The organism is Bradyrhizobium sp. ISRA464 (assembly GCF_029910095.1).
Classification (GTDB): domain Bacteria; phylum Pseudomonadota; class Alphaproteobacteria; order Rhizobiales; family Xanthobacteraceae; genus Bradyrhizobium.
Genome location: NZ_CP094526.1, coordinates 5,492,318 through 5,513,451, shown reverse-complemented (window position 1 = coordinate 5,513,451; position 21,134 = coordinate 5,492,318). Strand labels below are relative to the sequence as shown.

Genomic DNA, 21,134 nt, shown 5'->3' with positions numbered 1-21,134 from the left:
AAAAAGCCCGGCTCCGATCATCACGGAGCCGGGCCTTCTTTGGCAGGGCAGCGAGCTCGGGAAGCTCAGCTCTTCGTCATCGTGATCGTGACGCCGCGGATCTCGCCCTTCGAGTCGATCTGCACGATCTGCTTGGAACCGTTGGTCCGCAGGTTCAGGTTCGCGGCGAAGCCGGACGCCTCGACGAACACATCGATGTGCCCGCCACCCGCGGTGCCCTGCAGGTTGCCGAAGATATTGCGGCTGGCTTCGCTCCAGTTGCCGGAGATGCGGTCGCCCTGGCTGGTCACGTCGCTGGACAGGTCGAACTTGTAGCTGTCGCTCGCGCAATGCAGGCTCTGCTTCAGCGCCATGCCGGATGCGGCGACCTTGTAGTCTGCCTTGCAGCGAATCCGTTCGGTGGTGCCGTTGGACAGTGCGACTGTGCCGGAGCCGGCCCACGAGCCGGCAAACCCGGCGAACGGCCCGCTCGATTGCGCGTGGCCCGCGGAGACCGACAGCAAGAGTGCGGCGCCGACGCCGGCAGCCTTCAGAGCCTGACCGAAAAGGCCCGAACCAGACGTTTTCATCGTGAATAATCCCATCAAAATCAACGCTTCTCGTGAAAGAAAACGTCGCTCCGCACCGAAGGTTAGTGTCACCGCGGTATGTTAGGTTCAAACGGCAGGACCGGTGTGCGTGACGCTGTTACGTCGCCGAACAGAATCAAAAACCGCGGACAGTGCCATCGCATCTAGTTTGCGCAGGCTCGCTCCGCAATCACCTACGAACTGCCGAGAAGCGGTTTAAATAATCATTTAAAATCAATGCTTTATGTGAGGGTTTACAGCGTCGCAAATTTGGCCGCATTTAGTGGTGCTTGTCGTCGGCTCGTTGCTGCGTTACGCGGCGTCCACAATCCCCACAAATCCGTCCCGGCCTTGCCGAAGCGCTTTCGAGGACAGATTTTCTGCTGTCGGAAATGAAGGAATACGATGCGTAAATTTCTCCTGGCTCTCGCCTTGTTGTCGCTCCCGCTTTCATCGAATGCCTTCGCCCAGCAGCAGCCGCAGCGCAGCGGCACGCCCGAGGAGCAGAAGGCCTGTGCGCGCGACGTGCAGCGTCACTGCCGCGCCGTGATCGATCAGGGCGATTTCACCATTCTCGCCTGCTTGCAGCAGAACCGCACCAAGATCAGCACCGCCTGCGACCTGGTTCTGAAGAACCACGGCCAATAGGCCGCGTTCAGGCCTCAAGGGATCGCCGCGAAGCCCACGGTCGGCACCCGCTGCCGGCCGCGGGCCGCATATGCTGGCGGTCACAGACAGCATTGGTTTTGGCGGCGTATTCCCCTATATGGGGCTCGCAATCCCAGCACGCGCGCCTGACACTTCGCGCCTGCGCCGTGCCATGACCAGTGTAGCCCAAAATTCCAATGACCACCGCGAGCGACCTGCGATCAGGAAAGACCCACCGCGACGAGAACTTCCCGGTCGCGTCATGGATCATTCATCCGCGGCATCGCGCCCTGATCCTGGCTTTCTATAATTTCGTCCGCACCGCCGACGATATCGCCGACCACGCCACGCTGCCCGCCGAGGAGAAGCTGCGCTATCTCGACCTCCTGGAGGCCGAGCTGCTCGGCAACGGTGACACCCAGAAGGAAACCGTCAATCTGCGCCGCGCCCTCACTGAGCGCGGCATGCCGCCCCGGCATGCGCTCGACGTGCTGGTGGCGTTTCGCATGGATGTCACGAAGCTGCGCTATGAGACTTGGGATGATGTGATCGACTATTGCCGGTATTCGGCGATGCCGGTCGGGCGCTTCATGCTCGACGTGCATGGCGAGAACACGTCCACCTGGACGGCGTCGGATGCGCTGTGCGCGGGGCTGCAGATCAACAACCACCTGCAGGACTGCGCCAAGGACTACAAGAACCTGAACCGCGTCTACTTGCCGCGGGATGCGCTGGCCGCATCGGGCGCGACCGTCGAGATGCTCGGCGAAGCGAAATCGCCGGCGCCATTGCTGACGTGCCTGCAGGGGCTCGCGGTGCGGACTGCTGCGCTGCTCGATGACAGCAAGTCGCTCGCGGCCGAGGTGAAGGATTTCAGGCTCGGACTCGAGATCGGCGTGATCCAGGCTTTCGCGGACAGGATCGTCAACATGCTGAAGGTGCGCGATCCGCTCAGCGAGCGCGTCCATTTGAGCCCGATTGAGCTGTTGCTGCACAGCCTCGGCGGGGTGGCGAGCGAGACCGCGCGCCGTGCGACCGGGCGGCGCTCGACCTCCAACACGGCGGCCGGTGCATGAGCGTCGAGGCGGCGGCCAACGCAAATTACGGAAGCACCGCGTCCGGCAGCTCGTTCTACGCCGCGATGCGCATCCTGCCGCGCGCGCAGCGCGAGGCGATGTTCCAGATCTACAGCTTCTGCCGCCAGGTCGACGACATCGCCGATTCCGACGGCCCGCGGCCGGAGCGCCTGGCCGCGCTCCAGCAATGGCGCGACGACATCGATGCGCTTTACGCCGGCAACCCGCCGCCGCGGCTTGCGGACTACGTCGCCTCGGTGAAGACCTTCGGGCTGAAACGCGAGGATTTCGTCGCGATCGTCGACGGCATGGAAATGGACGTGCCGCAGGATATCCGTGCGCCCGATCTTGCGACGCTCGATCTCTATTGCGACCGTGTCGCGAGCGCCGTGGGCCGGCTGTCGGTGCGCGTATTCGGCCTGCCCGAGGATGACGGCATCGAGCTCGCCCATCATCTCGGCCGCGCGCTGCAGCTCACCAACATCCTGCGCGACATCGACGAGGATGCCGGCCTCGGTCGCCTCTATCTGCCGCGCGAATGGCTGTGGCACGCCGGCATCACCAACAACGATCCGGCCCGTGTCATCGCCGACCGGGCGCTGCCGAAGGTGTGCGTGCCGCTCGCCGAGCGCGCCAAGATGCATTTCCAGAAGGCGGACGAGATCATGAAGCGCAATTCGCGCCGCGCGGTGCGCGCGCCGCGGATCATGTCGAAATACTACCGCGCAATCCTCGATCTGCTGATTGCGCGCGGCTTTGCCGCCCCGCGCGCGCCGGTCCGTGTGTCCAAGGCCGCCAAGATCGGCATCCTTCTTCGTTACGCGATCATCTGATGCAAAAGACCGTTCATATCATCGGCGCCGGTATCTCCGGCCTGTCAGCGGCCGTGCGGCTCGCCAATGCCGGTTACAGGGTGGCTGTCCATGAAGCGACGCAGCAGGCCGGCGGCCGCTGCCGCTCCTATTTCGACGCTGCCACCAATCTCACCATCGACAACGGCAACCATCTCCTGCTGTCGGGCAACAGTCATGCGCTGAGCTACGCGCGCTCGATCGGCACCGTGGCCGGACTCGTCGGACCGAAACGCGCGCAGTTTCCGTTCGTCGACCTCGCGACCGGCCTGCGCTGGCAACTCGATCTCGGCGACTCACGGCTGCCGCTCTGGGTGTTCGACGAGGCGCGCCGCGTCCCGGACACGGGCCTGCGCGACTATCTCGCGCTGGCGCCGCTGGCCTGGGCAGGTACCGAGGCGCTGGTCGGCAACACCATCCCCTGCAAGGGCACACTGTATGACCGTCTGGTGCAGCCGTTGCTGCTGGCTGCGCTCAACGTCGATCCCCCGGAAGGCTCGGCCGGACTCGCCGGCGCCATCGTGCGCGAGACGCTGCTGGCGGGCGGGCAGGCCTGCCGTCCGCTGATCGCGCGCGACGGCCTGAGCTCGGTGCTGATCGAGCCCGCCGTGAAGCTGCTGCAGGAGCGAGGCAACAGCGTCCAGTTCAGCCATGAGCTGCGCGCGCTCGGCATGTCCGGCGATCACGTCGGCGAGCTCGACTTCGGCGGCGGCGACAAGATCGCGCTGGCGGCCGACGATGCCGTCGTGCTCGCGGTGCCGCCGCGCGCCGCCGCGGCGCTGCTGCCCGGCCTCAAGACGCCTTCGAAATTCCGCGCCATCGTGAACGCGCATTTCCGCATCGATCCGCCGAGCGATGCTGTGCCCATTCTCGGTGTCGTCGGCGGGCTCGTCGAATGGCTGTTCGCGTTCCCGCAGCGGCTGTCGGTGACAATCAGCAACGGCGACCGCCTGGTCGACATGCCGCGCGAGGAGCTCGCGCAAGCGATCTGGCGGGATATCTGCAAGGCGTCCGGCGTTTCCGGCGAATTGCCGCCCTGGCAGATCGTGCGCGAGCGCCGTGCCACATTTGAGGCGACCCCGGAGCAGAATGCCCTGCGTCCGGGCCCTGCGACTGCGCAAAGAAACCTGTTCCTTGCCGGCGACTGGACTGCTACCGGTTTGCCGGCAACCATCGAGGGATCGGTGCGGTCGGGTGATCGCGCCGCCGATCTGGTTCTTGCCAGGCGCTAGATTTGACCTGTTGTAGCGGCTTTCGACTCTTCGTGAGCGGGGCCGCAATGAAGAGGATATCGAGCGAAATGCTTTCGAGAGATCACGGCGTAACAGTCGACCCGGTCGCGCTGCAGAACAGTATCTCCAGGGCGACAGAGGCGTTGCTCGCTCATCGCCAGTCCGACGGACACTGGGTGTTCGAGCTGGAGGCCGACAGTACCATTCCGGCCGAATACGTTCTGCTGCGCCACTATCTCGGCGAACCGGTCGACGCCGAGCTCGAAGCCAAGATCGCAAACTATCTGCGTCGCGTGCAGGGCGCTCACGGCGGCTGGCCGTTGGTGCATGATGGTCCGTTCGACATGAGCGCCAGCGTGAAGTCGTACTTCGCGCTGAAGATGATCGGTGATTCCGTCGATGCGCCGCACATGGTGCGGGCGCGCGAGGCGATCCGTTCGCGCGGTGGTGCGTCGGGCAGTAACGTCTTCACGCGCTTCCTGCTCGCGCTGTTCGGCGTCGTGTCGTGGCGCGCAACGCCGGTATTGCCGGTCGAGATCATGCTGCTGCCGATGTGGTCGCCGTTCCACATCAACAAGATCTCCTACTGGGCGCGCACCACCATGGTGCCGCTGATGGTGCTCGCCGCGCTGAAGCCGCGTGCGAAGAATCCGAAGGGCGTCGGCATCGACGAATTATTCCTCAAGGATCCGCAATCGGTCCGCATGGCGCCGAAGGCGCCGCATCAGAGCGCGTCCTGGTTCTATCTGTTCCGGTCGCTCGACGCGGTGCTGCGCGTGGTCGAGCCGATGTTTCCGAAGAGCCTGCGCCGGCGCGCGATCGACGCCGCGCTCGCCTTCACCGAGGAGCGGCTGAACGGCGAAGACGGCATGGGCGCGATCTATCCGCCGATGGCCAACATCATCATGATGTACGACGCGCTCGGCAAGGACGAACACTATCCGCCGCGCGCCACCACGCGCCGTGGGCTCGACAAGTTGCTCGTGATCGGCGAGCACGAGGCCTATTGCCAGCCCTGCGTTTCGCCGGTGTGGGATACCGCTCTGGCCTGCCACGCGCTCGAGGAGGTGGGCGGCGAGGACGCCTTTACCAAGGCGAAGCAGGGACTCGACTGGCTGAAGCCGCGCCAGGTGCTCGAGCTGAAGGGCGATTGGGTGGTGAAGGCGCCGAACGTTCGTCCCGGCGGCTGGGCGTTCCAGTACAACAACGACCATTATCCGGATCTCGATGATACGGCCGTGGTCGTGATGGCGATGGACCGCGCGCGGCGGCACACGGGGACCAAGGAATACGACGCGGCGATCGCGCGCGGCCGCGAATGGATCGAGGGGCTGCAGAGCCGCGACGGCGGGTGGGCTGCATTCGACGTCAACAACCTCGAATACTACCTCAACAACATCCCGTTCTCCGATCACGGCGCGCTGCTCGATCCGCCGACCGAGGACGTCACCGCGCGCTGCATTTCGATGCTGGGGCAGCTTGGCGAGACGGTAGAGACCAGCAAGTCGATGGCCGACGGCGTCGCCTATCTGCGCCGGACCCAGCTCGCGGAAGGGTCTTGGTACGGCCGCTGGGGACTGAACTACATCTACGGCACCTGGTCGGTATTATCCGCGCTAAATGTCGCAGGCATCGATCGCAACGATCCGATGATTCGAAAGGCGGTCGACTGGCTGGTGTCTGTCCAGAATCAGGACGGTGGCTGGGGCGAGGACGCCGTCAGCTACCGGCTGGATTACAAGGGCTATGAGGTCGCGCCGTCCACGTCTTCGCAAACGGCATGGGCTTTGCTTGGACTGATGGCGGCCGGAGAAGTCGAAAATCCGGCCGTTGCCCGCGGGGTGGAGTACCTAAAGGCAACACAGACGGAAAAAGGACTCTGGGACGAGCAGCGATACACAGCTACGGGGTTTCCGCGCGTATTTTACTTGCGATATCATGGCTACTCGAAATTCTTTCCGCTCTGGGCAATGGCGCGGTATCGGAATTTGAGAAGCACCAATAGCAGGGTGGTAGGGGTCGGAATGTGATTTTGGGGGCGGGGGCCGCCGGAACCGTGGGCAGCAGAATTGATCCTCGGCCGGTATTGATTGTGACTGGATTGGTGCAGGAGGCCCGCATTGCGGCGGGTCCCGGCATGATCGTGATCTGCAGTTCCAGCGATCCGCAGCAACTGCGCGCATTGCTGGCGACACTGGATCCAACAACATTCCGCGGCGTGATTTCGTTCGGCGTGGCCGGCGGGCTCGATCCGTCGCTCAAATCGGGCGACGTCGTGGTCGCGACCGAGGTGATGTCCGGCGATACGCGCTTCCTGGCGGCGTCCGCGCTGAACGAGGAGATGATCGCCAGCGCCGCGCTGAAGCGCCGCAGGATCGTGCGCGGTGGGCTCGCAGGCGTGGAGCAGGTCGTCGTGGCTCGGGCCTGCAAGGCCGCGCTACGCTCGATCACAGGGGCGGCCGCGGTCGACATGGAGAGCCATATCGCTGCGGCCTATGCCGATAAGGCGGGCATTCCATTTGCCGCGCTGCGCGTGATCAGCGATCCGGCGCACCGGGCGCTGCCCGAACTGGCCAAGTCCGCGGTGAAGCCGAACGGCGATATCGACCTGCGCAAGGTGCTGCGCGGCATCGTGCGCAATCCGCGGACGCTGCGCGCGCTGGTGTCGACGGGGATCGACTTCAACCGCGCGTTGCGCTCGCTGCGCGGTTGCCGCGGCTTCCTGCTAGGAAACGACGTGCTGGCTCCGGTGGAGGACGTTCTGATTACGGCGAAGGCGGCCTGATTTCCGTCGCAGGCTGGGACGGTTCCGCGCCGGATCACGCTCAAGAGCATCAAAAGCAAAAGGCCCGATCGCATCGCGACCGGGCCTTTTTTGATGCTCGGCTCAGCGCGGTTTACGCGGCCGTGGAGGCCTTCTGCGCGGCAGCCGCGGCCTTTTGCTGGGCAGCGAGCGCTTCGTCGCGACGGATCTCCGAGAGCTTCTTCTGGACCTGCTCCGAGAAGATATACTGGGCCGGACGCTGCTTGGAGAGGTCGATCTCGGGCGCCATCGGGCCGGTGGTCTTGATGCCGCGCAGCGCCACCCACATCGCCTTCAGCGGGTTGCTCAGCGCCGCAGTGGCGGCGGTGGGCTCGTAGCCGCAATGCGCCATGCAGTTGGCGCACTTCTCGTACTTGCCAGTGCCGTAGGAATCCCAGTCGGTGGTCTCCATCAGCTCCTTGAAGGTCTTGGCGTAGCCTTCGCCGAGTAGATAGCAGGGCTTCTGCCAGCCGAAGATGTTGCGCGCCGGCATGCCCCAAGGCGTGCATTCGTAGGATTGGTTGCCGGCGAGGAAGTCGAGGAACAGGCCGGAGTGCATGAAGTTCCACTTCTTGCCCTTGCCGAGCGCAAAGACGTCGCGGAACAGCTTCTTGGTCTTGGTGCGGTTGAGGAAGTGCTCCTGGTCCGGCGCACGCTCATAGGCATAGCCCGGCGACATCGAGACGCCGACGCCGAGCTCGGTGGTGAAGTCGAGGAACTTGGCGATCTCCTCGGCCGGATGGCCGTCGAAGATCGTGGCGTTGACGTTGACGGTGAAGCCACGGGCCTTCGCCGCCTTGATCGCGGAGACGGCGCGGTCGAACACGCCCTTCTGCGACACCGCCTTGTCGTGGTGGTCCTTCAGGCCGTCGAGATGCACCGAGAAGAACAAATAGGGCGACGGCTCGAACAGATCGAGCTTCTTCTCCAGCAGTAGCGCGTTGGTGCACAGCGAGACGAACTTCTTGCGCGCGACGAGGCCGCGCACGATTTCGCCGATCTCCTTGTGGATCAGCGGTTCGCCGCCGGGAATCGCCACCATCGGCGCGCCGCATTCGTCGGCCGCGTCCCAGCATTCCTGTGCGGTCATGCGACGGTTGAGGATCGCATCCGGATAATCGATCTTGCCGCAGCCGACGCAGGCGAGGTTGCAGCGGAACAGCGGCTCCAGCATCAGCACGAGCGGATAACGCTTGCGGCCAAGCAGCTTCTGCTTCATCAGGTAGCCGCCGATACGGATTTCCTTGAAGAACGGTATAGCCATTAGACGGTTTTCTTTCTGGACTTTACGTAAGGTGTATTTCGATCAGCCTGCAGTCAGTTCGGCTGGTAGCCGGAATTCGATGTTCTCTTCCCGGCCCGGGAGCACCGAGACCGTAACCGGTCCGATTCGCCTCAGGGCCTCGATCACGTCGTCGACCAGAACTTCGGGCGCCGAGGCGCCCGCCGTGATGCCGACGGCCTTCGCATCCTTCAGCCAATCCGGGTTGAGCTCGCTTCCATCGGCAATAAGGTAACTCGCGACGCCGACCTCGGTGCCGATTTCGCGAAGCCTGTTTGAATTGGAACTATTGGCAGCCCCCACCACCAATATGACGTCGACGAGTTTGCTCAGGTCCCTTACCGCAGATTGGCGGTTCTGTGTCGCATAGCAGATATCCCGGATGTCTGGGCCTTGAATATCTGTAAATTTTGCCTGAAGAGCCGTGATTATGTCCTTGGTGTCGTCGACGGACAGGGTGGTCTGCGTGATGTACGCTACCGGAGTACCGGCCGGCAGGATCAGTTCAGCCACGTCCTCGACGCTCTGGACCAGGAAAACCGGCCCGGGAACCTGCCCCATGGTTCCCTCGACCTCGGGATGGCCGGCATGGCCGATCAGGATCAGGGTGCGGCCCTTGGCGATGTAGCGCTTGCCCTGGTTGTGGACCTTGGTGACGAGCGGGCAGGTGGCATTGAGCACCGGCAGGTCGCGGGCCTCAGCCTCTTCTTCGACGCTCCTGGCCACGCCATGGGCGCTGAACACGGTCACCGACTTGGGCGGCACTTCCGACAGGTCTTCGACGAAGATCGCGCCCTTCTTCTTCAGGCTTTCGACCACGTGCTTGTTGTGAACGATCTCGTGGCGGACATAGACCGGCGGGCCATACTTCTCGAGCGCACGTTCCACGATCTCGATGGCACGCACGACGCCCGCGCAAAAGCCGCGCGGCTGGGCAAGAAAAACTTCCATAGGACGTCCGTTACGCAAATTGCACCCGTCTCATTCAATGCCGTTGCGGCATTTTCGACGCCGCACTCCACCCGGCCGGACATCGGCAACGCGAGTTGCAACATCCGAACCAACGCAGTTCCTGCACTTAATCCACGTCCCAAGCACATGGAAGTACAAGGCTTTGTGTTAAAAACTAAGCGCCCCGAAAAGGGACGCCATCTGTGAGGAAGGTCACTTTGAGGTATTATGGTAACCGCAGTCCTTCCCTGCGAACGTCCGTCCGCTCACTTGTTCGTCACTTTATCGCCCATCGGGGCGGTTTATACCGGCGGCTCGTAGCCGTGTGTGCTGTTCGGTACTCCTCGCCGTCGCGTCGAGGAAGATGACCAAAACAACATTAGATCGGCTCCGGGAACTCCGCTAGACAGCGGGCGTTTTCGGCCATGCTTCCCGAGATTAGAAAGATACGAAGTGCTGACAAATATTGTCGTCTCCGTTGTTCGGACGTGTACGCGTTTTGCCCTTCCTGTTGTCATTTTCGCTCTGCTCCTGTCGGTCGGCGCCGGCTACTACGCGGCCCGGAATTTTTCGATCAACACCGACATCAACAAGCTGATCTCGCCCGACCTGGACTGGCGCAAGCGCGACAATCAGTTCGAGCAAGCCTTCGACCGCGAGCGGCTGATTCTTGCCGTCGTCGAGGCTGCGACGCCAGAACTGACGAGCTCTGCGGCGAAGGCGCTCGCCGACAAACTGATCGCCGACAAGAAGAACTTCGAGGCGGTGACGCCGCTCGGCTCCGGCGAATTCTTCGAGAAGAACGGGCTCCTGTTCCTGCCGACCGAGGAGGTCGGCAAGACGACCGGCCAGCTCGAACAGGCGGCACCTCTGATCGAGATCATGGCGGGCGATCCTTCGATCCGTGGCCTGACCGGTGCGCTCGAAACCGGCCTTGCCGGCGTCAAGCGCGGGCAGGTCAAACTCGACAACACCGCACGTCCCTTCAACCAGATCGCCGAGACCGTCGAGACCATCCTCGCCAAGGGTGACGCCACCTTCTCCTGGCGCGAGCTCACCAGCGACAAGCCGCTGACCGATTCCGACAGACGTGCGTTTATCGAGATCAAGCCGATCATCGACTACTCGGCGCTGGAGCCTGGCAAGGCCGCAACCGATGCGATCCGGCAGGCGGCGGCCGACCTGAAATTCCCGACCGAATATCACGCGCGCGTCCGGCTCACCGGACCGGTGCCGATCGCCAACGAGGAATATGCCACGGTGCAGGACGGCGCGATCGTCAACGGCATCGGCACCGTGCTGATCGTGCTGGTCATCCTCTGGTTGGCGCTGCATTCCGGCAAGATCATCTTCGCCGTCTTCGTGAACCTGTTCATCGGCCTTGCCATCACCACGGCGGTCGGCCTGATGATGGTGGGGTCGCTGAACCTGCTCTCGATCGCCTTTGCGGTGCTGTTCGTCGGCCTCGGCGTCGACTTCGGTATTCAGTTCAGCGTCCGCTACCGTTCCGAGCGCTTCAAGAACGACAATCTGACGCTGGCGCTGGAAAACGCGGCGCGCCGTTCGGCGGTACCGCTGTCGCTCGCGGCGATGGCGACCGCGGCCGGATTCCTCTGCTTCCTGCCGACCGACTACCGGGGCATCTCCGAGCTCGGAAAGATCGCCGGCGCCGGCATGCTGGTGGCGTTCGTCTCGAGCATCACGGTGCTGCCGGCGCTGCTCGATCTGCTCAATCCGCCGGGCGAGAGAGAGCCGGTCGGCTATGCCTTCCTCGCTCCGGTCGACGACTTCCTCGAGAAGCATCGCATCCCGATCATCGTCGGCACGCTGCTGGTCGCGCTCGCGGGCATGCCACTGCTCCAGTACATGAAGTTCGACTTCAACCCGATCAATCTGCGTAGTTCCAAGGTGGAGTCGATCGCGACCTTTCTCGATCTCAGGAAGGATCCGAACACGGGCGCTAACGCCATCAACGTGATGACGAACTCGGAGGCCGACGCCAAGAAGATCGAAGCCAAGCTCGAGAAGCTGCCGGAGGTGGCGCGCGTGATGTCGCTCGACAGCTTTGTGCCGGATGACCAGCCGGCCAAGCTGCAGCTGATCGCGCAGGCCGCGAAGGTGCTGGGTCCGGCGCTCAACCCCGAATCGATCGATCCGGCGCCCTCTGATCAGGAAAACGTCGAGTCGCTGAAGAGTTCGGTCGACAGCCTGCGCAAGACGGCAGGCGACAACAAGGGGCCGGGCGGCGTTGCCGCGCGTCGCCTGGCCGACGATTTGCAGAAGCTCGCCGATTCGAACCAGGCGACCCGCGACAAGGCGCAGGACATCTTCGTCGCGCCGATGAAGATCGTGTTCGACCAACTCAGGAACACGCTGCAAGCGCAGACGGTCACGCTGCAGAACCTGCCGCCGGAGCTGGTGGCGAGCTGGAAGACCAAGGACGGCCTGATGCGCGTCGAGGCGGAGCCGAAGGGTGATCCGAACGACAATGACAATCTGCGCCGCTTCGCCGATGCCGTGCTCGCCGCCGAACCGACCGCGATCGGTGGACCGGTCTCGATCCTGAAATCCGGCGATGTCGTCGTGAAGGCGTTCATCCACGCCGGCTTTTGGGCGTTGTTGGTGATCAGCCTGCTGCTGTGGTTGACGCTGCGGCGGGTGACGGACGTGTTGCTGACGCTGGTGCCGCTGCTGCTCGCCGGCGTCGTGACGCTGGAAATCTGCGTGCTGATCGGCCTGCCGCTCAACTTCGCCAACATCGTCGCGCTGCCGCTGCTGCTTGGCGTCGGCGTCGCCTTCAAGATCTACTATGTCACTGCGTGGCGGCAGGGCAGGACGAAGCTGCTGCAGTCGAGCCTGACGCGCGCGATCTTTTTCAGCGCGCTGACCACGGCGACCGCGTTCGGCAGCCTCTGGCTATCCAGTCATCCTGGGACTGCGAGCATGGGCAAGCTGCTGGCGCTGTCGCTGGTCACCACGCTCGCTGCGGTGCTGCTGTTCCAACCCGCACTGATGGGCAAGCCGCGCGAGGTCGCGAAGGACTCGGATATCGGCAACGACGTCACCTGATGCATTGGCGGTCTGCTGCTGATCCGGCTCGGTCGCAAGCGCCACCGGGCCGGTCGGTCTCGTCGCGTGCGGTTATGCTGGCATCCCGGCACCAGTGAGCACAGGCAAGCTGCTTGTGCTCTCGCTTGCGACTGTGCTGCTGTTGCAGGCTGCGCTGACGCGTCTGTCGCCCGCGCTACTGCGTCGGGTGCGCAATGTCGGGAAGCAGACAGATGTCGCCGACGGTGTCACCAGGCGCACCTGGCGCGTTGGCGGCTTGCTTCTGACCCGGCTTGGTACCATGCGCCACCGAGCCTGTGGTCTTTGGCGGTGCCGCCGATTTGGGGGCTGCGCCCTTCGGCGGATTGCTGGCGGTGCTCACTGGAATCGGCGGACCGACGCGGGTCCAGGTCTGGCCGCCGCAGAGGAAGCCGAGCACGCAGCCCTGGATCTCGAGCTGATCGGAGCCGACAGGCTTGATCGTCGCACTGTAGAGCTGGCCGTCCTTGGCGTTATAGACTTGGCCTTCCCACGCATCGGCGCCGGGCTTCTTCTTCATGTCGATCAGGATCGGCATGCCGAGCGTCGGCCGGGTCTGCTTTGCGGGATCTGGATTGTTCTTATCCTTGCCGCCGGGGGTTTTTTCCCAGACAACCGCACCCCACATGTTGCCATTGCATTGGGCGACGCGGATGTTCGCGAAGCCGTCCGCGTCTCTCCAGTCACCGGTTGGATCCGCAGCCAAGGCCGGTGTTAATACGGTGGCCAAAAATAAACCTGAAAAGGCTATTGTACGCGCGAAAGTTCTTGGGCAGTGCAACATGGTCCAAACCTGTGCTTAACTGGACGATGAGAGCGGGGGGCAAAACGCCGCTATGGAGCGTTTTAAGTTGACGAGATGGCCATCAACCGACGTATGTAACGAATGGTAAGTTCCAATTTAGACGTTTCCGAGATTTTTGTGGAGCGTGAGGGGCAGCGCGGCGCCCTGCATACGCGGCACCTCAATGAGCAGCTCGTTCGCGTTCTCAAGACCATCGGCTACGATGTCGGCTTCCAAAAGGGGCAAGGTCAATACCTCTTCGATCGTCAGGGGGCCCGCTACCTCGATCTATTGAGCGGATTTGGCGTTTTTGCGATTGGCCGCAATCATCCGGCGTTGCGCAAGGCGCTGAAGAGCGTGCTCGACGCCGATCTGCCGAATCTGGTGCAACTCGACGTCTCCACGCTCGCCGGCGTGCTGGCGGAACGGCTGCTGGAACATGTTCCATATCTGGACAAGGTGTTTTTCGCCAATTCCGGCGCTGAAACCGTCGAGGCCGCGATCAAGTTCGCGCGCGGCGCGACCGGCCGGCCCGGCATCGTCTACTGCTCGCATTCGTTTCATGGCCTGTCATATGGCGCGCTCTCGCTGACGGATGACACGAACTTCCGCACCGGTTTCGAACCGCTGTTGCCGGGCTGCACGCCGATCCCGTTCAACGATCTCGAAGCGCTCGAAAGGGCTTTGTCGTCGCGACAAGTCGGTGCGTTCATCGTCGAGCCGATCCAGGGCAAGGGCGTCAACCTGCCCACCGACGAGTTCCTGCCCGGCGCGCTGGCGCTGTGCCGCAAATACGGCACGCTGTTTATCGCCGACGAGATCCAGACCGGCATCGCCCGCACCGGAAAATTCCTTGCGATCGAGCATTGGGGCATCGAGCCCGACATGGTGCTGCTAGCGAAGGCGCTCTCCGGCGGTCACGTGCCGATCGGCGCGCTGCTGACGCGCAAGAACATCTTCGACAAGATCTTCAACCAGATGGATCGCGCGGTCGTGCACGGCTCGACCTTTGCGAAGAACGATCTGGCGATGGCTGCTGGCATCGCGACGCTCGAGGTCATCAAGGCCGAGAACCTGGTCGAGCAGGCCGCCAAGCGCGGCGCCGAGCTCCGCCTCGCGCTGACGCGGATGGTGCCCGGTTATGAACTGATGAAGGAAGTCCGCGGCAAGGGCCTGATGATCGGTGTCGAGTTCGGCCCGCCGAAATCGCTCAAGCTGAAGGCGTCGTGGAATCTGCTGGAGACCGCCAACAAGGGCCTGTTCTGCCAGCTCATCACGGTGCCGCTGTTCAAAGACTACAAGATCCTGACCCAGGTCGCTGGCCACGGCAGCCACACCATCAAGCTGCTGCCGCCGCTCGTTATCACCGAAGAGGACTGCACCTGGATCGAAAAGGCGTTCGACGAGGTGATCGCCGGCAGCCACAAGGTGCCCGGCGCGATCTGGTCGCTCGGCAAGACGCTGGTCGACAACGCGGTGCGCAAGTCGGCGTGAGCCTCGATACATAGCCCGGATGGAGCCAACGGGTCGCGAATGCGAGTCCGATGACAGGCTCCGCGAAATCCGGGGTTCTCAAAACGGTGAGACCGTTCCCGGATTATGCTTCGCTCGATCCGGGCTACGGGCGCGTTCATCCCTCCTTGTTCGCCTGCATCGCGGTCTCGAACTTCTCGCCGAACTCCGTCAGCTCGTCGGCGCCGATATCGCTCACCGCCCAGTACTTCAGACCGTGATCGCTCCAGCGGCGGATGTTGAAGCCTTGCAGCGTCGTCATCGTCGCCGGGCGGCGTTCGGTGTTCGCGGTCTGCGCCACGAACAGGTTGATCACGTGCTGGCGCCGCTTGTAGACCACGGCGCCGATCTCGCGGGCGTTGACGTAGTCGAGCCGGCCGCCGATCAGCGTGAAGCCCTGAGCGGTGAGGTCGATCACGGGCGGCGAGACGTCGAGCTTGCCGTTGAACCACGGCTTCACCGTGTGCTGGTCGGTCGAGACCACGTCGGTGAGGTGTCCGGCCTGCAGCGAACGCAGATGCGCCGACACCACCTCGGCCTCGATGCGCTGCTCGTCGTCGTTGCGCAGCACGATCGCGAACAGGCCGGTCGCGGCGATCGCCGAGACCGCAGAGCCCATCGCGAAGCCGCGCAGCACCGAACGGCGGCTCGGCGTCGCCTGCGGCTGAGGCTGCGGCAACGCCTTCTCGATGCGACGGCGCAATTCGAGCGGCGCCTTGTAGCGCAGATCGGTCTCGGCCATTGCCTGGCGGATCTCCTGATACTCCTTCATCAGCGCGGCGCAATGCGCGCAGCCCTCGATATGGGTCTCCACCTCGCGCGCATGGCCGGCGTCAAGCTCGCCGTCGATCAGCGCGTGAAGCAGCACTTCGGCTTCCTCGCAGGTCATTTCGCTTGCTCCTGTTCCGCAAGCCAGGCTGATCGCAGCATGGCGCGGGCGCGCGCGAGGCGGGACATCACGGTGCCGACCGGCACGGCGGCGACATCGGCGATCTCGCGGTATGAAAGGTTCTGGATTTCCCTGAGCACGAAGGTCTCGCGGAACGGCTCGGCGAGCGCCGCGATCAGCTTGCGCACGGTGTCGCCGTCGAAGCGGCGCAGCATCTGCCGTTCCGGCGTCTCCGGGGTTTCGTGCCACAGCGGCGCCTGCTCGGCGCTTTCGGGCATCTCCTCGACGGTGGTGGGGGCGGTCTTGCGCCGCGCATATTCGGCGCGGCAAACGTTGCGCAGGATTGCGAACAGCCACGGCTTCATCGCCGGACCGCGATAGCTGTCGAAATGCTTGTAGGCGCGCAGATAGCACTCCTGCACCGCGTCCTCGGCGTCGGCGGCGTCGCGCAGCAGGTAGCGCGCCAGCGTGTAGGCTTCGTCGAGATAGGGCAGCGCGGCCTCGCGGAAGCGCCGCGCTCTATCGGGGTCGTCGTCCGACGCTCTGACCGCCATCGTGTTCTGCCCGGCGTTTCCAGAAGGAGCTTTCGCCCGGCCGAGGACCGAAGCCCACCGGCCGGGCCTGGTTGTGATGACCTGGCTGGTCACGTTACCCAACCTTGATGCTGCCTGTCATGTGCGGATGCAGCGAACAGAAATACTTGTACTCACCGGCTTCCGTGAAGGTGAACGAGAAGGTGCCGTCGGTGTCCATCGGCTTCGAGCGGAATTTGCCCGCACACACCACGGTGTGAGGGATGTCGTCGCGATTGGTCCAGGTCACGGTGGTGCCGACCTTCACGTCGAGCTGGGCCGGCTGGAACACGAAGTTGTCGATGTGGACAGCGACGTCGTCCGCGCGGGCCGCGGAGACAGGCAGCAGCATGGTCGCGACCACGGCGATGCCGAAGTCGCGGCGGTTGATTGAGGTCATGGCTTTGTCGTCCTTTTCTTAGCCCTGCAGCGGCGTGTCGATGATGGCGAGCCGCTCGGTGCCCTGCTTGAAGTTGATGCTGGCGACGCCGAGCATGCTGCGCAGCTTTGAATCCTCGACCTTCATCGGGCCGGGCGAGGGGGCAGAGCCCGGCGCCGGCTGCGGGAATGCGGTGGAGCGCGCGGTGTGGAAGGTGACGTTGCCCTCGACCTTCTGCATCACCTGGTGGATGTGGCCGTTGAGTACGGTGACCGAGCCGAAGCCCTTCACATATTCAAGCGCGCGGCCGCCGTCCTCGGTGCCCCAGCCCCATTGCGGATAGACAGTCCACAGCGGGATGTGGGCGAACAGTACGATCGGCGTGGACTTCGAACGGCCCTTGAGGTCGTTCTCCAGCCATTCGAGCTGCTCGTTGCCGAGATTGCCGAGGCCGCCGCCCTTGAGGTCGACGACGTTGACGAGGCCGATGAAGTGGACGCCGCCGGCATCGAAGGAATACCAGCCGGCTCCCTTGGTGCCGCGGCCGTAGCGCTCCTTGTAGAGCTTGACTTCCTCGTCGATGAAATCGTGCTCGCCCGGCACGTAGTGCACGTCGAGCTTGGCCTGCGAGATGATGCGCTCGGCGTCGTCGAACTCGGAGGCCTTCGACAGATGCGAGATGTCGCCGGTGTGGATCATGAAGGAGGGCTTGGCCGGCATCGCCTTGACCTTGTTGATGGCCTCTTCCAGCGTGCCGATGGCGTTCGGATTGGCCGGCTTGTCGAAGCCGACATGGCTGTCGCTGATCTGCATGAACGTCATGCCGGGCGCCTCGGCGGCCGCGGCCGAGTCGACAATGCCCAGCGAATGCGGCACGCCCCCGGTGATCGTCCAGAGCACGCCGGTGCCGGCCCAGGTCATGCATTCCAGCACCTTGCGTCGGCTGACGCCTTTTTCCTCATCGTGATGGTCGTGATCGCTCATGGCAAAGTCTCCCGTGGGCCCAGGGATTGGGTTTCCGGGGAAGTGATCGGCGGGCGGGGGCGTTTATTCCCGCCATCCCGGGCGGGACAGGGGAGATGACGATTTCGTGAGGGGCGGCTTTGAAATGGGGCCAAACGCTTCCGAATATGAACGGCCGCAACAAAGGTGTCTTGCAACCGTCAGCATAGTGTCAGCGCTCCTGCGTAAAGATGGCAGACTTCCTTCGCCACACTTGGAGAGCCCTATGAGCGACCACGCAGGCGTTGAGCATCACAACAAGGCGGCCGAGCATCACGAACACGCGGCGCGCCATCACCGCGAAGCTGCCAGGCACCAGGAAGCCGGCGATCATGAGAAGGCGGCGCACCACGCGCATAGCGCCTATGGCCATGCGAGCCATGCCCAGCATCACCACACCGAGGCCAGCCGGCATCACGCCGAGCGCCACGGCAAGCATTGATCGGTTCCAGTACTGCGTGAGTAGCATCTGCCGTCCCCGCAAGGGGACGGCATTTTTTCGTGCAGCGGTTGGTGATGGAACGGCCCGACAATGCCCATCATGCTGCCGCGTCGCGACCGGCGGCGCAGTTGCTAGATCTCCATCCGGCTGCCGATCTCGATCAGCGAGCCGCGCGGGATCCGGAAGCGATCGATCGCGTGCGCGGAATTCCGTGCCATGAAGGCGAACAGCGCAATCTGGAATCGGGCCAAAGGATTGCGGCGCGGGCGGCTGACGGGATCGTGGCGCTCGATGTAGTAGGTCGTGTCGTGCTGGACCGGCACTCCGATCTGCTTCGCATTCGCCAGCACGGTCGGGAGATCCGGGATCTCGACGAAGCCGAAATGCACGGTGATGTGCCAGAGGCCTTCGCAGAGCTGCTGGCAGCGAATGCGATCGGCCGGCCGGATCCGGGGGACGCTTTCAAAGCTTGCGGTTAGCGCGATTGCCGTCCGGTGCAGCGAATGCGCCTGCCTGACATAGTCGACGATGATCGGCGGAATCCTGTGGCCGAGCCGGGTGAGGAAGATCGCGGTCCCCGGCACGCGCACGATGTGCTGCTCGTGCAGGCCGGCGACAAACGCATCGACGTGCTGCGCGTGCGCCATGCTTCGCCGATGCAGCGCGTCGATGCCGAAATGCCAGGTGGTCATGATGGCAAATACCAGCGCGCCGAACAGCAGGGGAATCCAGCCGCCTTCCTCGATCTTGAAGAGATTGGCGAGGAAGAACGCAAGATCGACCGTGAGCAGCACGCCCGTGATCGCGGCCGCCCGCACCGCGCTCCAGTGCCAAGTGCGTCGCATCACCTGAAAGAGCAGCGCGGTGGTCAGCACCATGGTCGTTGAGACGGCGGCGCCATAGGCGCCCGCGAGCCGATCGGAGCTGCCGAAGCCGACCGCGAGCGCAACTGTCAGGCACATCATAGTCCAGTTAACGAAGGGCACGTAGATCTGGCCGTATTCCTCGGCCGACGTCTGGTTGATCCTCACGCCCGGAAACCATCCGAGCTGCATGGCCTGTCGCGTCATGGAGAACGAGCCGGTGATGATGGCCTGGCTTGCGATGATGGTCGCCAGCGTCGCAAGCGCCACCAGCGGGTAGATCGCCCAGATCGGTGCGAGTTTGAAGAACGGATTGGCGCCATGATCAGGCGATGCGATGAAATTGCCGACCTGGCCTGCGTAGTTCAGCACGAGCGCCGGCAGCACGATCCCGTACCAGGCGAGCCGGATCGGCTTGCGGCCGACATGTCCCATGTCGGCGTAGAGCGCTTCGCCGCCGGTGAGCGCGAGGAAAACGCCGCCGAGCAGGGTGAAGCCGAGCAGACCATGGGTGGTCAGGAGCAGAAAGCCGTGTTCCGGATTGAGCGCGCGCAAGACGTCGGGATGCCGCGCGACCGCGCTGATGCCGAGCGTCGCCATGGTCAGGAACCAGAGTAGCATCACCGGGCCGAACGCCTTGCCGACGGTTGCGGTTCCGTGACGCTGAAACGCGAACAACCCGATCAGAATCGCGGCGGCGATGGGCATCGTATACGGCCTGAACACGTCGGTTGCGACATTCAGGCCTTCGACCGCGCTCAGCACCGAGATGGCCGGCGTGATGATGCCGTCGCCATAGATCAGGGTGGCGCCGAACAGCCCGAGCGCGATCAGCCATCGGCCGCGGCCGGACCATCGCGAGCCGGTCAGCGCCATCAGCGCCAGAATGCCGCCCTCGCCATGATTGTCGGCGCGCATCACGAATAGGCAGTACTTGATCGAGATCGTGATGATCAGCGCCCAGACGATCAGCGACAGCGAGCCGAGCGCAGCTTCCGGGGTGAAGCTATCGCCCATCAGGTGAACGATAGTTTGCAGCGTATAGAGAGGGCTGGTGCCGAGATCGCCATAGACGATGCCGAGGGCAAGCAGAATGCTGGTCGCGCTCGGCGCCTGCTCAAACCGGCTGTGCGCCGCGCCGGTGAAGCCAGTCTTGTCGTCCAGGGCAGAAATCGTCGAAAAGGGCATCCGCTGCTACCATGGTCGTCACGTCCCGAGCAAGTGGGCGGCCACCCGGCTGCTGGTCACGCCGTTACAACGACGATGGCGCCGGATCGTTGCGCGGGTGCCCATCGACTTCAGCGGTGAACGTCCTGAGCGCATCGAGCAGCCGATCGGGCGCTTCCTGCGCGACGCAGTGTCCGATGCCCTCGAATGTCCACCGGGTTGCATGCGGGATCAGCGCGGCGGCACGTGCGGCCATCTCCTTGTAGATCGGCCATGACTGCTCGGCGGTGGCGATGCGGACCGGACAGCTGATCTCGGACAGCCAGGGAAACGGATTGCCGCGCGTATCGCCGCTATAGGTCTGCTCCATCGCCTGGAAGATCGGCTTGAGCAGCGCGGATTCGATCTCGGGCGTGCAGCGCAGCCGCATGCGGCCATCGTCGAGCTCGGCGAAGCCGTGGCGGACATAGGCCCAGAGCGCAGGCTCGGTCCATGGCGCGAAGGCCGGCGCCTTGCGCAGCCGCTGGAACAGGACGTCCGGACTGTCGAATTCGGCCTGGCGGCGCAGCACGCCTTGCACCGATGCTATGGCCAACTCGCTCAGGCCGCCGGTGCGGGGTGTGCGCGGATCCATCACCGTCGGCTCGATCACGAACAGGTGCGCGAAGCGTCCGGGCATCAGCTTCGCCGCGAGCAACAGGTCGGTGGCGCCGGCACTGTGGCCGATGCCGAAGATGCCACGGAGGTCGAGGCTCTCGACCACTGTGCAGACGTCCTCGGCAAAATCCTGGAAGTGATAGCGATCGGCGGTCGGCTTGTGGCTGAGCCCATGGCCGCGACGGTCGAGCGCATAGACCGTGTAGTCTGACGGCAGCGCCGCCGCGACTTCGGTCCAGACCTCGGCGACAAATCCGGTGCCGTGCAGCAGCAGCGCCGGCGGCTTGCCCGAGGCGGGCTCGCCCCATTGTGCCAGCGCAAGCGGCGCGTCGGCGCGGCCCACGACAATGCGGTGCGGCTGCGTCATC

Annotated in this window: 19 protein-coding genes; 8 read left to right on the top strand and 11 right to left on the bottom strand. The window is 63.9% G+C overall.

Annotated elements, in window-relative coordinates; all coding sequences use genetic code 11:
• Positions 1 to 65 precede the first annotated feature (65 nt).
• Positions 66 to 569, bottom strand: a complete 504-nt coding sequence (locus tag MTX19_RS25765; protein ID WP_280979895.1) for a hypothetical protein — start codon at positions 567 to 569, stop codon at positions 66 to 68.
• Positions 570 to 974: 405 nt separating this feature from the next.
• On the opposite strand from MTX19_RS25765, the gene MTX19_RS25760 reads away from it, so the two are divergent.
• The 6 genes from MTX19_RS25760 to MTX19_RS25735 all read left to right on the top strand — a co-directional run bounded on the left by MTX19_RS25760 (position 975) and on the right by MTX19_RS25735 (position 7,161).
• On the top strand, positions 975 to 1,217 hold the full coding sequence (locus MTX19_RS25760) for a hypothetical protein (RefSeq protein WP_280976879.1): 243 nt from the start codon (positions 975 to 977) through the stop codon (positions 1,215 to 1,217).
• A 197-nt stretch (positions 1,218 to 1,414) separates the two neighbouring features.
• A complete protein-coding gene (gene hpnC / locus MTX19_RS25755; RefSeq protein WP_280979894.1) occupies positions 1,415 to 2,293 on the top strand; it encodes a squalene synthase HpnC in 879 nt (292 codons plus the stop codon).
• Positions 2,290 to 3,126 (top strand): presqualene diphosphate synthase HpnD, encoded by an 837-nt coding sequence (hpnD, locus tag MTX19_RS25750; RefSeq protein ID WP_280979893.1) that lies wholly within the window; start codon positions 2,290 to 2,292, stop codon positions 3,124 to 3,126. The genes hpnC and hpnD overlap by 4 nt, the downstream gene beginning before the upstream one ends.
• On the top strand, positions 3,126 to 4,376 hold the full coding sequence (hpnE, locus tag MTX19_RS25745; RefSeq protein WP_280979892.1) for a hydroxysqualene dehydroxylase HpnE: 1,251 nt from the start codon (positions 3,126 to 3,128) through the stop codon (positions 4,374 to 4,376). The genes hpnD and hpnE overlap by 1 nt, the downstream gene beginning before the upstream one ends.
• A gap of 68 nt (positions 4,377 to 4,444) precedes the next feature.
• Complete coding sequence (shc, locus tag MTX19_RS25740) at positions 4,445 to 6,406, top strand: squalene--hopene cyclase (RefSeq protein ID WP_280979891.1); 1,962 nt, start codon at positions 4,445 to 4,447, stop codon at positions 6,404 to 6,406.
• Between the two features lie 26 nt (positions 6,407 to 6,432).
• Entirely contained in the window at positions 6,433 to 7,161 is a 729-nt protein-coding gene (locus MTX19_RS25735; protein WP_280979890.1) for a phosphorylase, read from the top strand.
• 112 nt (positions 7,162 to 7,273) lie between these two features.
• On the opposite strand, the gene hpnH is transcribed toward MTX19_RS25735, so the two are convergent.
• Both hpnH and ispH read right to left on the bottom strand, forming a co-directional pair.
• Positions 7,274 to 8,443: an adenosyl-hopene transferase HpnH gene (gene hpnH, locus MTX19_RS25730; protein ID WP_280979889.1), complete on the bottom strand. Its 1,170-nt coding sequence runs from the start codon at positions 8,441 to 8,443 to the stop codon at positions 7,274 to 7,276.
• A 42-nt stretch (positions 8,444 to 8,485) separates the two neighbouring features.
• Positions 8,486 to 9,412 carry a 4-hydroxy-3-methylbut-2-enyl diphosphate reductase gene (gene ispH / locus MTX19_RS25725; protein WP_280979888.1) on the bottom strand — a complete coding sequence of 309 codons (927 nt, stop codon included), beginning with the start codon at positions 9,410 to 9,412 and terminating at the stop codon, positions 8,486 to 8,488.
• Positions 9,413 to 9,865: 453 nt separating this feature from the next.
• Here ispH and MTX19_RS25720 point away from each other — a divergent pair, with 453 nt between their 5' ends.
• Positions 9,866 to 12,481 (top strand): MMPL family transporter, encoded by a 2,616-nt coding sequence (locus tag MTX19_RS25720; protein WP_280985526.1) that lies wholly within the window; start codon positions 9,866 to 9,868, stop codon positions 12,479 to 12,481.
• Between the two features lie 175 nt (positions 12,482 to 12,656).
• Here MTX19_RS25720 and MTX19_RS25715 read toward each other — a convergent pair whose 3' ends face one another.
• Entirely contained in the window at positions 12,657 to 13,283 is a 627-nt protein-coding gene (locus MTX19_RS25715) for a DUF2147 domain-containing protein (RefSeq protein ID WP_280979887.1), read from the bottom strand.
• Between the two features lie 102 nt (positions 13,284 to 13,385).
• Here MTX19_RS25715 and hpnO point away from each other — a divergent pair, with 102 nt between their 5' ends.
• Positions 13,386 to 14,777: an aminobacteriohopanetriol synthase HpnO gene (gene hpnO / locus MTX19_RS25710; RefSeq protein ID WP_280979886.1), complete on the top strand. Its 1,392-nt coding sequence runs from the start codon at positions 13,386 to 13,388 to the stop codon at positions 14,775 to 14,777.
• 136 nt (positions 14,778 to 14,913) lie between these two features.
• Here the strand turns inward: hpnO and MTX19_RS25705 are convergent, their stop codons facing one another.
• The 7 genes from MTX19_RS25705 to MTX19_RS25675 form a co-directional block, all read right to left on the bottom strand.
• Positions 14,914 to 15,684 carry an anti-sigma factor gene (locus MTX19_RS25705; RefSeq protein ID WP_280979885.1) on the bottom strand — a complete coding sequence of 257 codons (771 nt, stop codon included), beginning with the start codon at positions 15,682 to 15,684 and terminating at the stop codon, positions 14,914 to 14,916.
• A complete protein-coding gene (locus MTX19_RS25700) occupies positions 15,681 to 16,238 on the bottom strand; it encodes a sigma-70 family RNA polymerase sigma factor (protein ID WP_280976891.1) in 558 nt (185 codons plus the stop codon). Before MTX19_RS25700 ends, MTX19_RS25705 begins: the two co-directional genes overlap by 4 nt.
• 94 nt (positions 16,239 to 16,332) lie before the next feature.
• Complete coding sequence (locus MTX19_RS25695) at positions 16,333 to 16,656, bottom strand: cupredoxin family copper-binding protein (protein ID WP_280979884.1); 324 nt, start codon at positions 16,654 to 16,656, stop codon at positions 16,333 to 16,335.
• Between the two features lie 18 nt (positions 16,657 to 16,674).
• Positions 16,675 to 17,619, bottom strand: coding sequence for a metallophosphoesterase (locus tag MTX19_RS25690; protein WP_280979883.1), 945 nt, complete (start codon positions 17,617 to 17,619; stop codon positions 16,675 to 16,677).
• Between the two features lie 190 nt (positions 17,620 to 17,809).
• Entirely contained in the window at positions 17,810 to 18,076 is a 267-nt protein-coding gene (locus tag MTX19_RS25685) for a hypothetical protein (protein WP_280979882.1), read from the bottom strand.
• A 134-nt stretch (positions 18,077 to 18,210) separates the two neighbouring features.
• Positions 18,211 to 20,130: a KUP/HAK/KT family potassium transporter gene (locus MTX19_RS25680; RefSeq protein ID WP_280979881.1), complete on the bottom strand. Its 1,920-nt coding sequence runs from the start codon at positions 20,128 to 20,130 to the stop codon at positions 18,211 to 18,213.
• Between the two features lie 64 nt (positions 20,131 to 20,194).
• Positions 20,195 to 21,133, bottom strand: coding sequence for an alpha/beta hydrolase (locus MTX19_RS25675; RefSeq protein WP_280979880.1), 939 nt, complete (start codon positions 21,131 to 21,133; stop codon positions 20,195 to 20,197).
• Position 21,134 lies beyond the last annotated feature (1 nt).

Coding starts and splice junctions, on each gene's coding strand:
- MTX19_RS25765 (WP_280979895.1), bottom strand. CDS start 569: ATGAAAACGTCTGGTTCGGGCCTTTTCGGTCAGGCTCTGAAGGCTGCC.
- MTX19_RS25760 (WP_280976879.1), top strand. CDS start 975: ATGCGTAAATTTCTCCTGGCTCTCGCCTTGTTGTCGCTCCCGCTTTCA.
- hpnC (WP_280979894.1), top strand. CDS start 1,415: ATGACCACCGCGAGCGACCTGCGATCAGGAAAGACCCACCGCGACGAG.
- hpnD (WP_280979893.1), top strand. CDS start 2,290: ATGAGCGTCGAGGCGGCGGCCAACGCAAATTACGGAAGCACCGCGTCC.
- hpnE (WP_280979892.1), top strand. CDS start 3,126: ATGCAAAAGACCGTTCATATCATCGGCGCCGGTATCTCCGGCCTGTCA.
- shc (WP_280979891.1), top strand. CDS start 4,445: ATGCTTTCGAGAGATCACGGCGTAACAGTCGACCCGGTCGCGCTGCAG.
- hpnH (WP_280979889.1), bottom strand. CDS start 8,443: ATGGCTATACCGTTCTTCAAGGAAATCCGTATCGGCGGCTACCTGATG.
- ispH (WP_280979888.1), bottom strand. CDS start 9,412: ATGGAAGTTTTTCTTGCCCAGCCGCGCGGCTTTTGCGCGGGCGTCGTG.
- MTX19_RS25715 (WP_280979887.1), bottom strand. CDS start 13,283: ATGTTGCACTGCCCAAGAACTTTCGCGCGTACAATAGCCTTTTCAGGT.
- hpnO (WP_280979886.1), top strand. CDS start 13,386: ATGGTAAGTTCCAATTTAGACGTTTCCGAGATTTTTGTGGAGCGTGAG.
- MTX19_RS25705 (WP_280979885.1), bottom strand. CDS start 15,684: ATGACCTGCGAGGAAGCCGAAGTGCTGCTTCACGCGCTGATCGACGGC.
- MTX19_RS25700 (WP_280976891.1), bottom strand. CDS start 16,238: ATGGCGGTCAGAGCGTCGGACGACGACCCCGATAGAGCGCGGCGCTTC.
- MTX19_RS25695 (WP_280979884.1), bottom strand. CDS start 16,656: ATGACCTCAATCAACCGCCGCGACTTCGGCATCGCCGTGGTCGCGACC.
- MTX19_RS25690 (WP_280979883.1), bottom strand. CDS start 17,619: ATGAGCGATCACGACCATCACGATGAGGAAAAAGGCGTCAGCCGACGC.
- MTX19_RS25685 (WP_280979882.1), bottom strand. CDS start 18,076: ATGCTTGCCGTGGCGCTCGGCGTGATGCCGGCTGGCCTCGGTGTGGTG.
- MTX19_RS25680 (WP_280979881.1), bottom strand. CDS start 20,130: ATGCCCTTTTCGACGATTTCTGCCCTGGACGACAAGACTGGCTTCACC.
- MTX19_RS25675 (WP_280979880.1), bottom strand. CDS start 21,133: ATGACGCAGCCGCACCGCATTGTCGTGGGCCGCGCCGACGCGCCGCTT.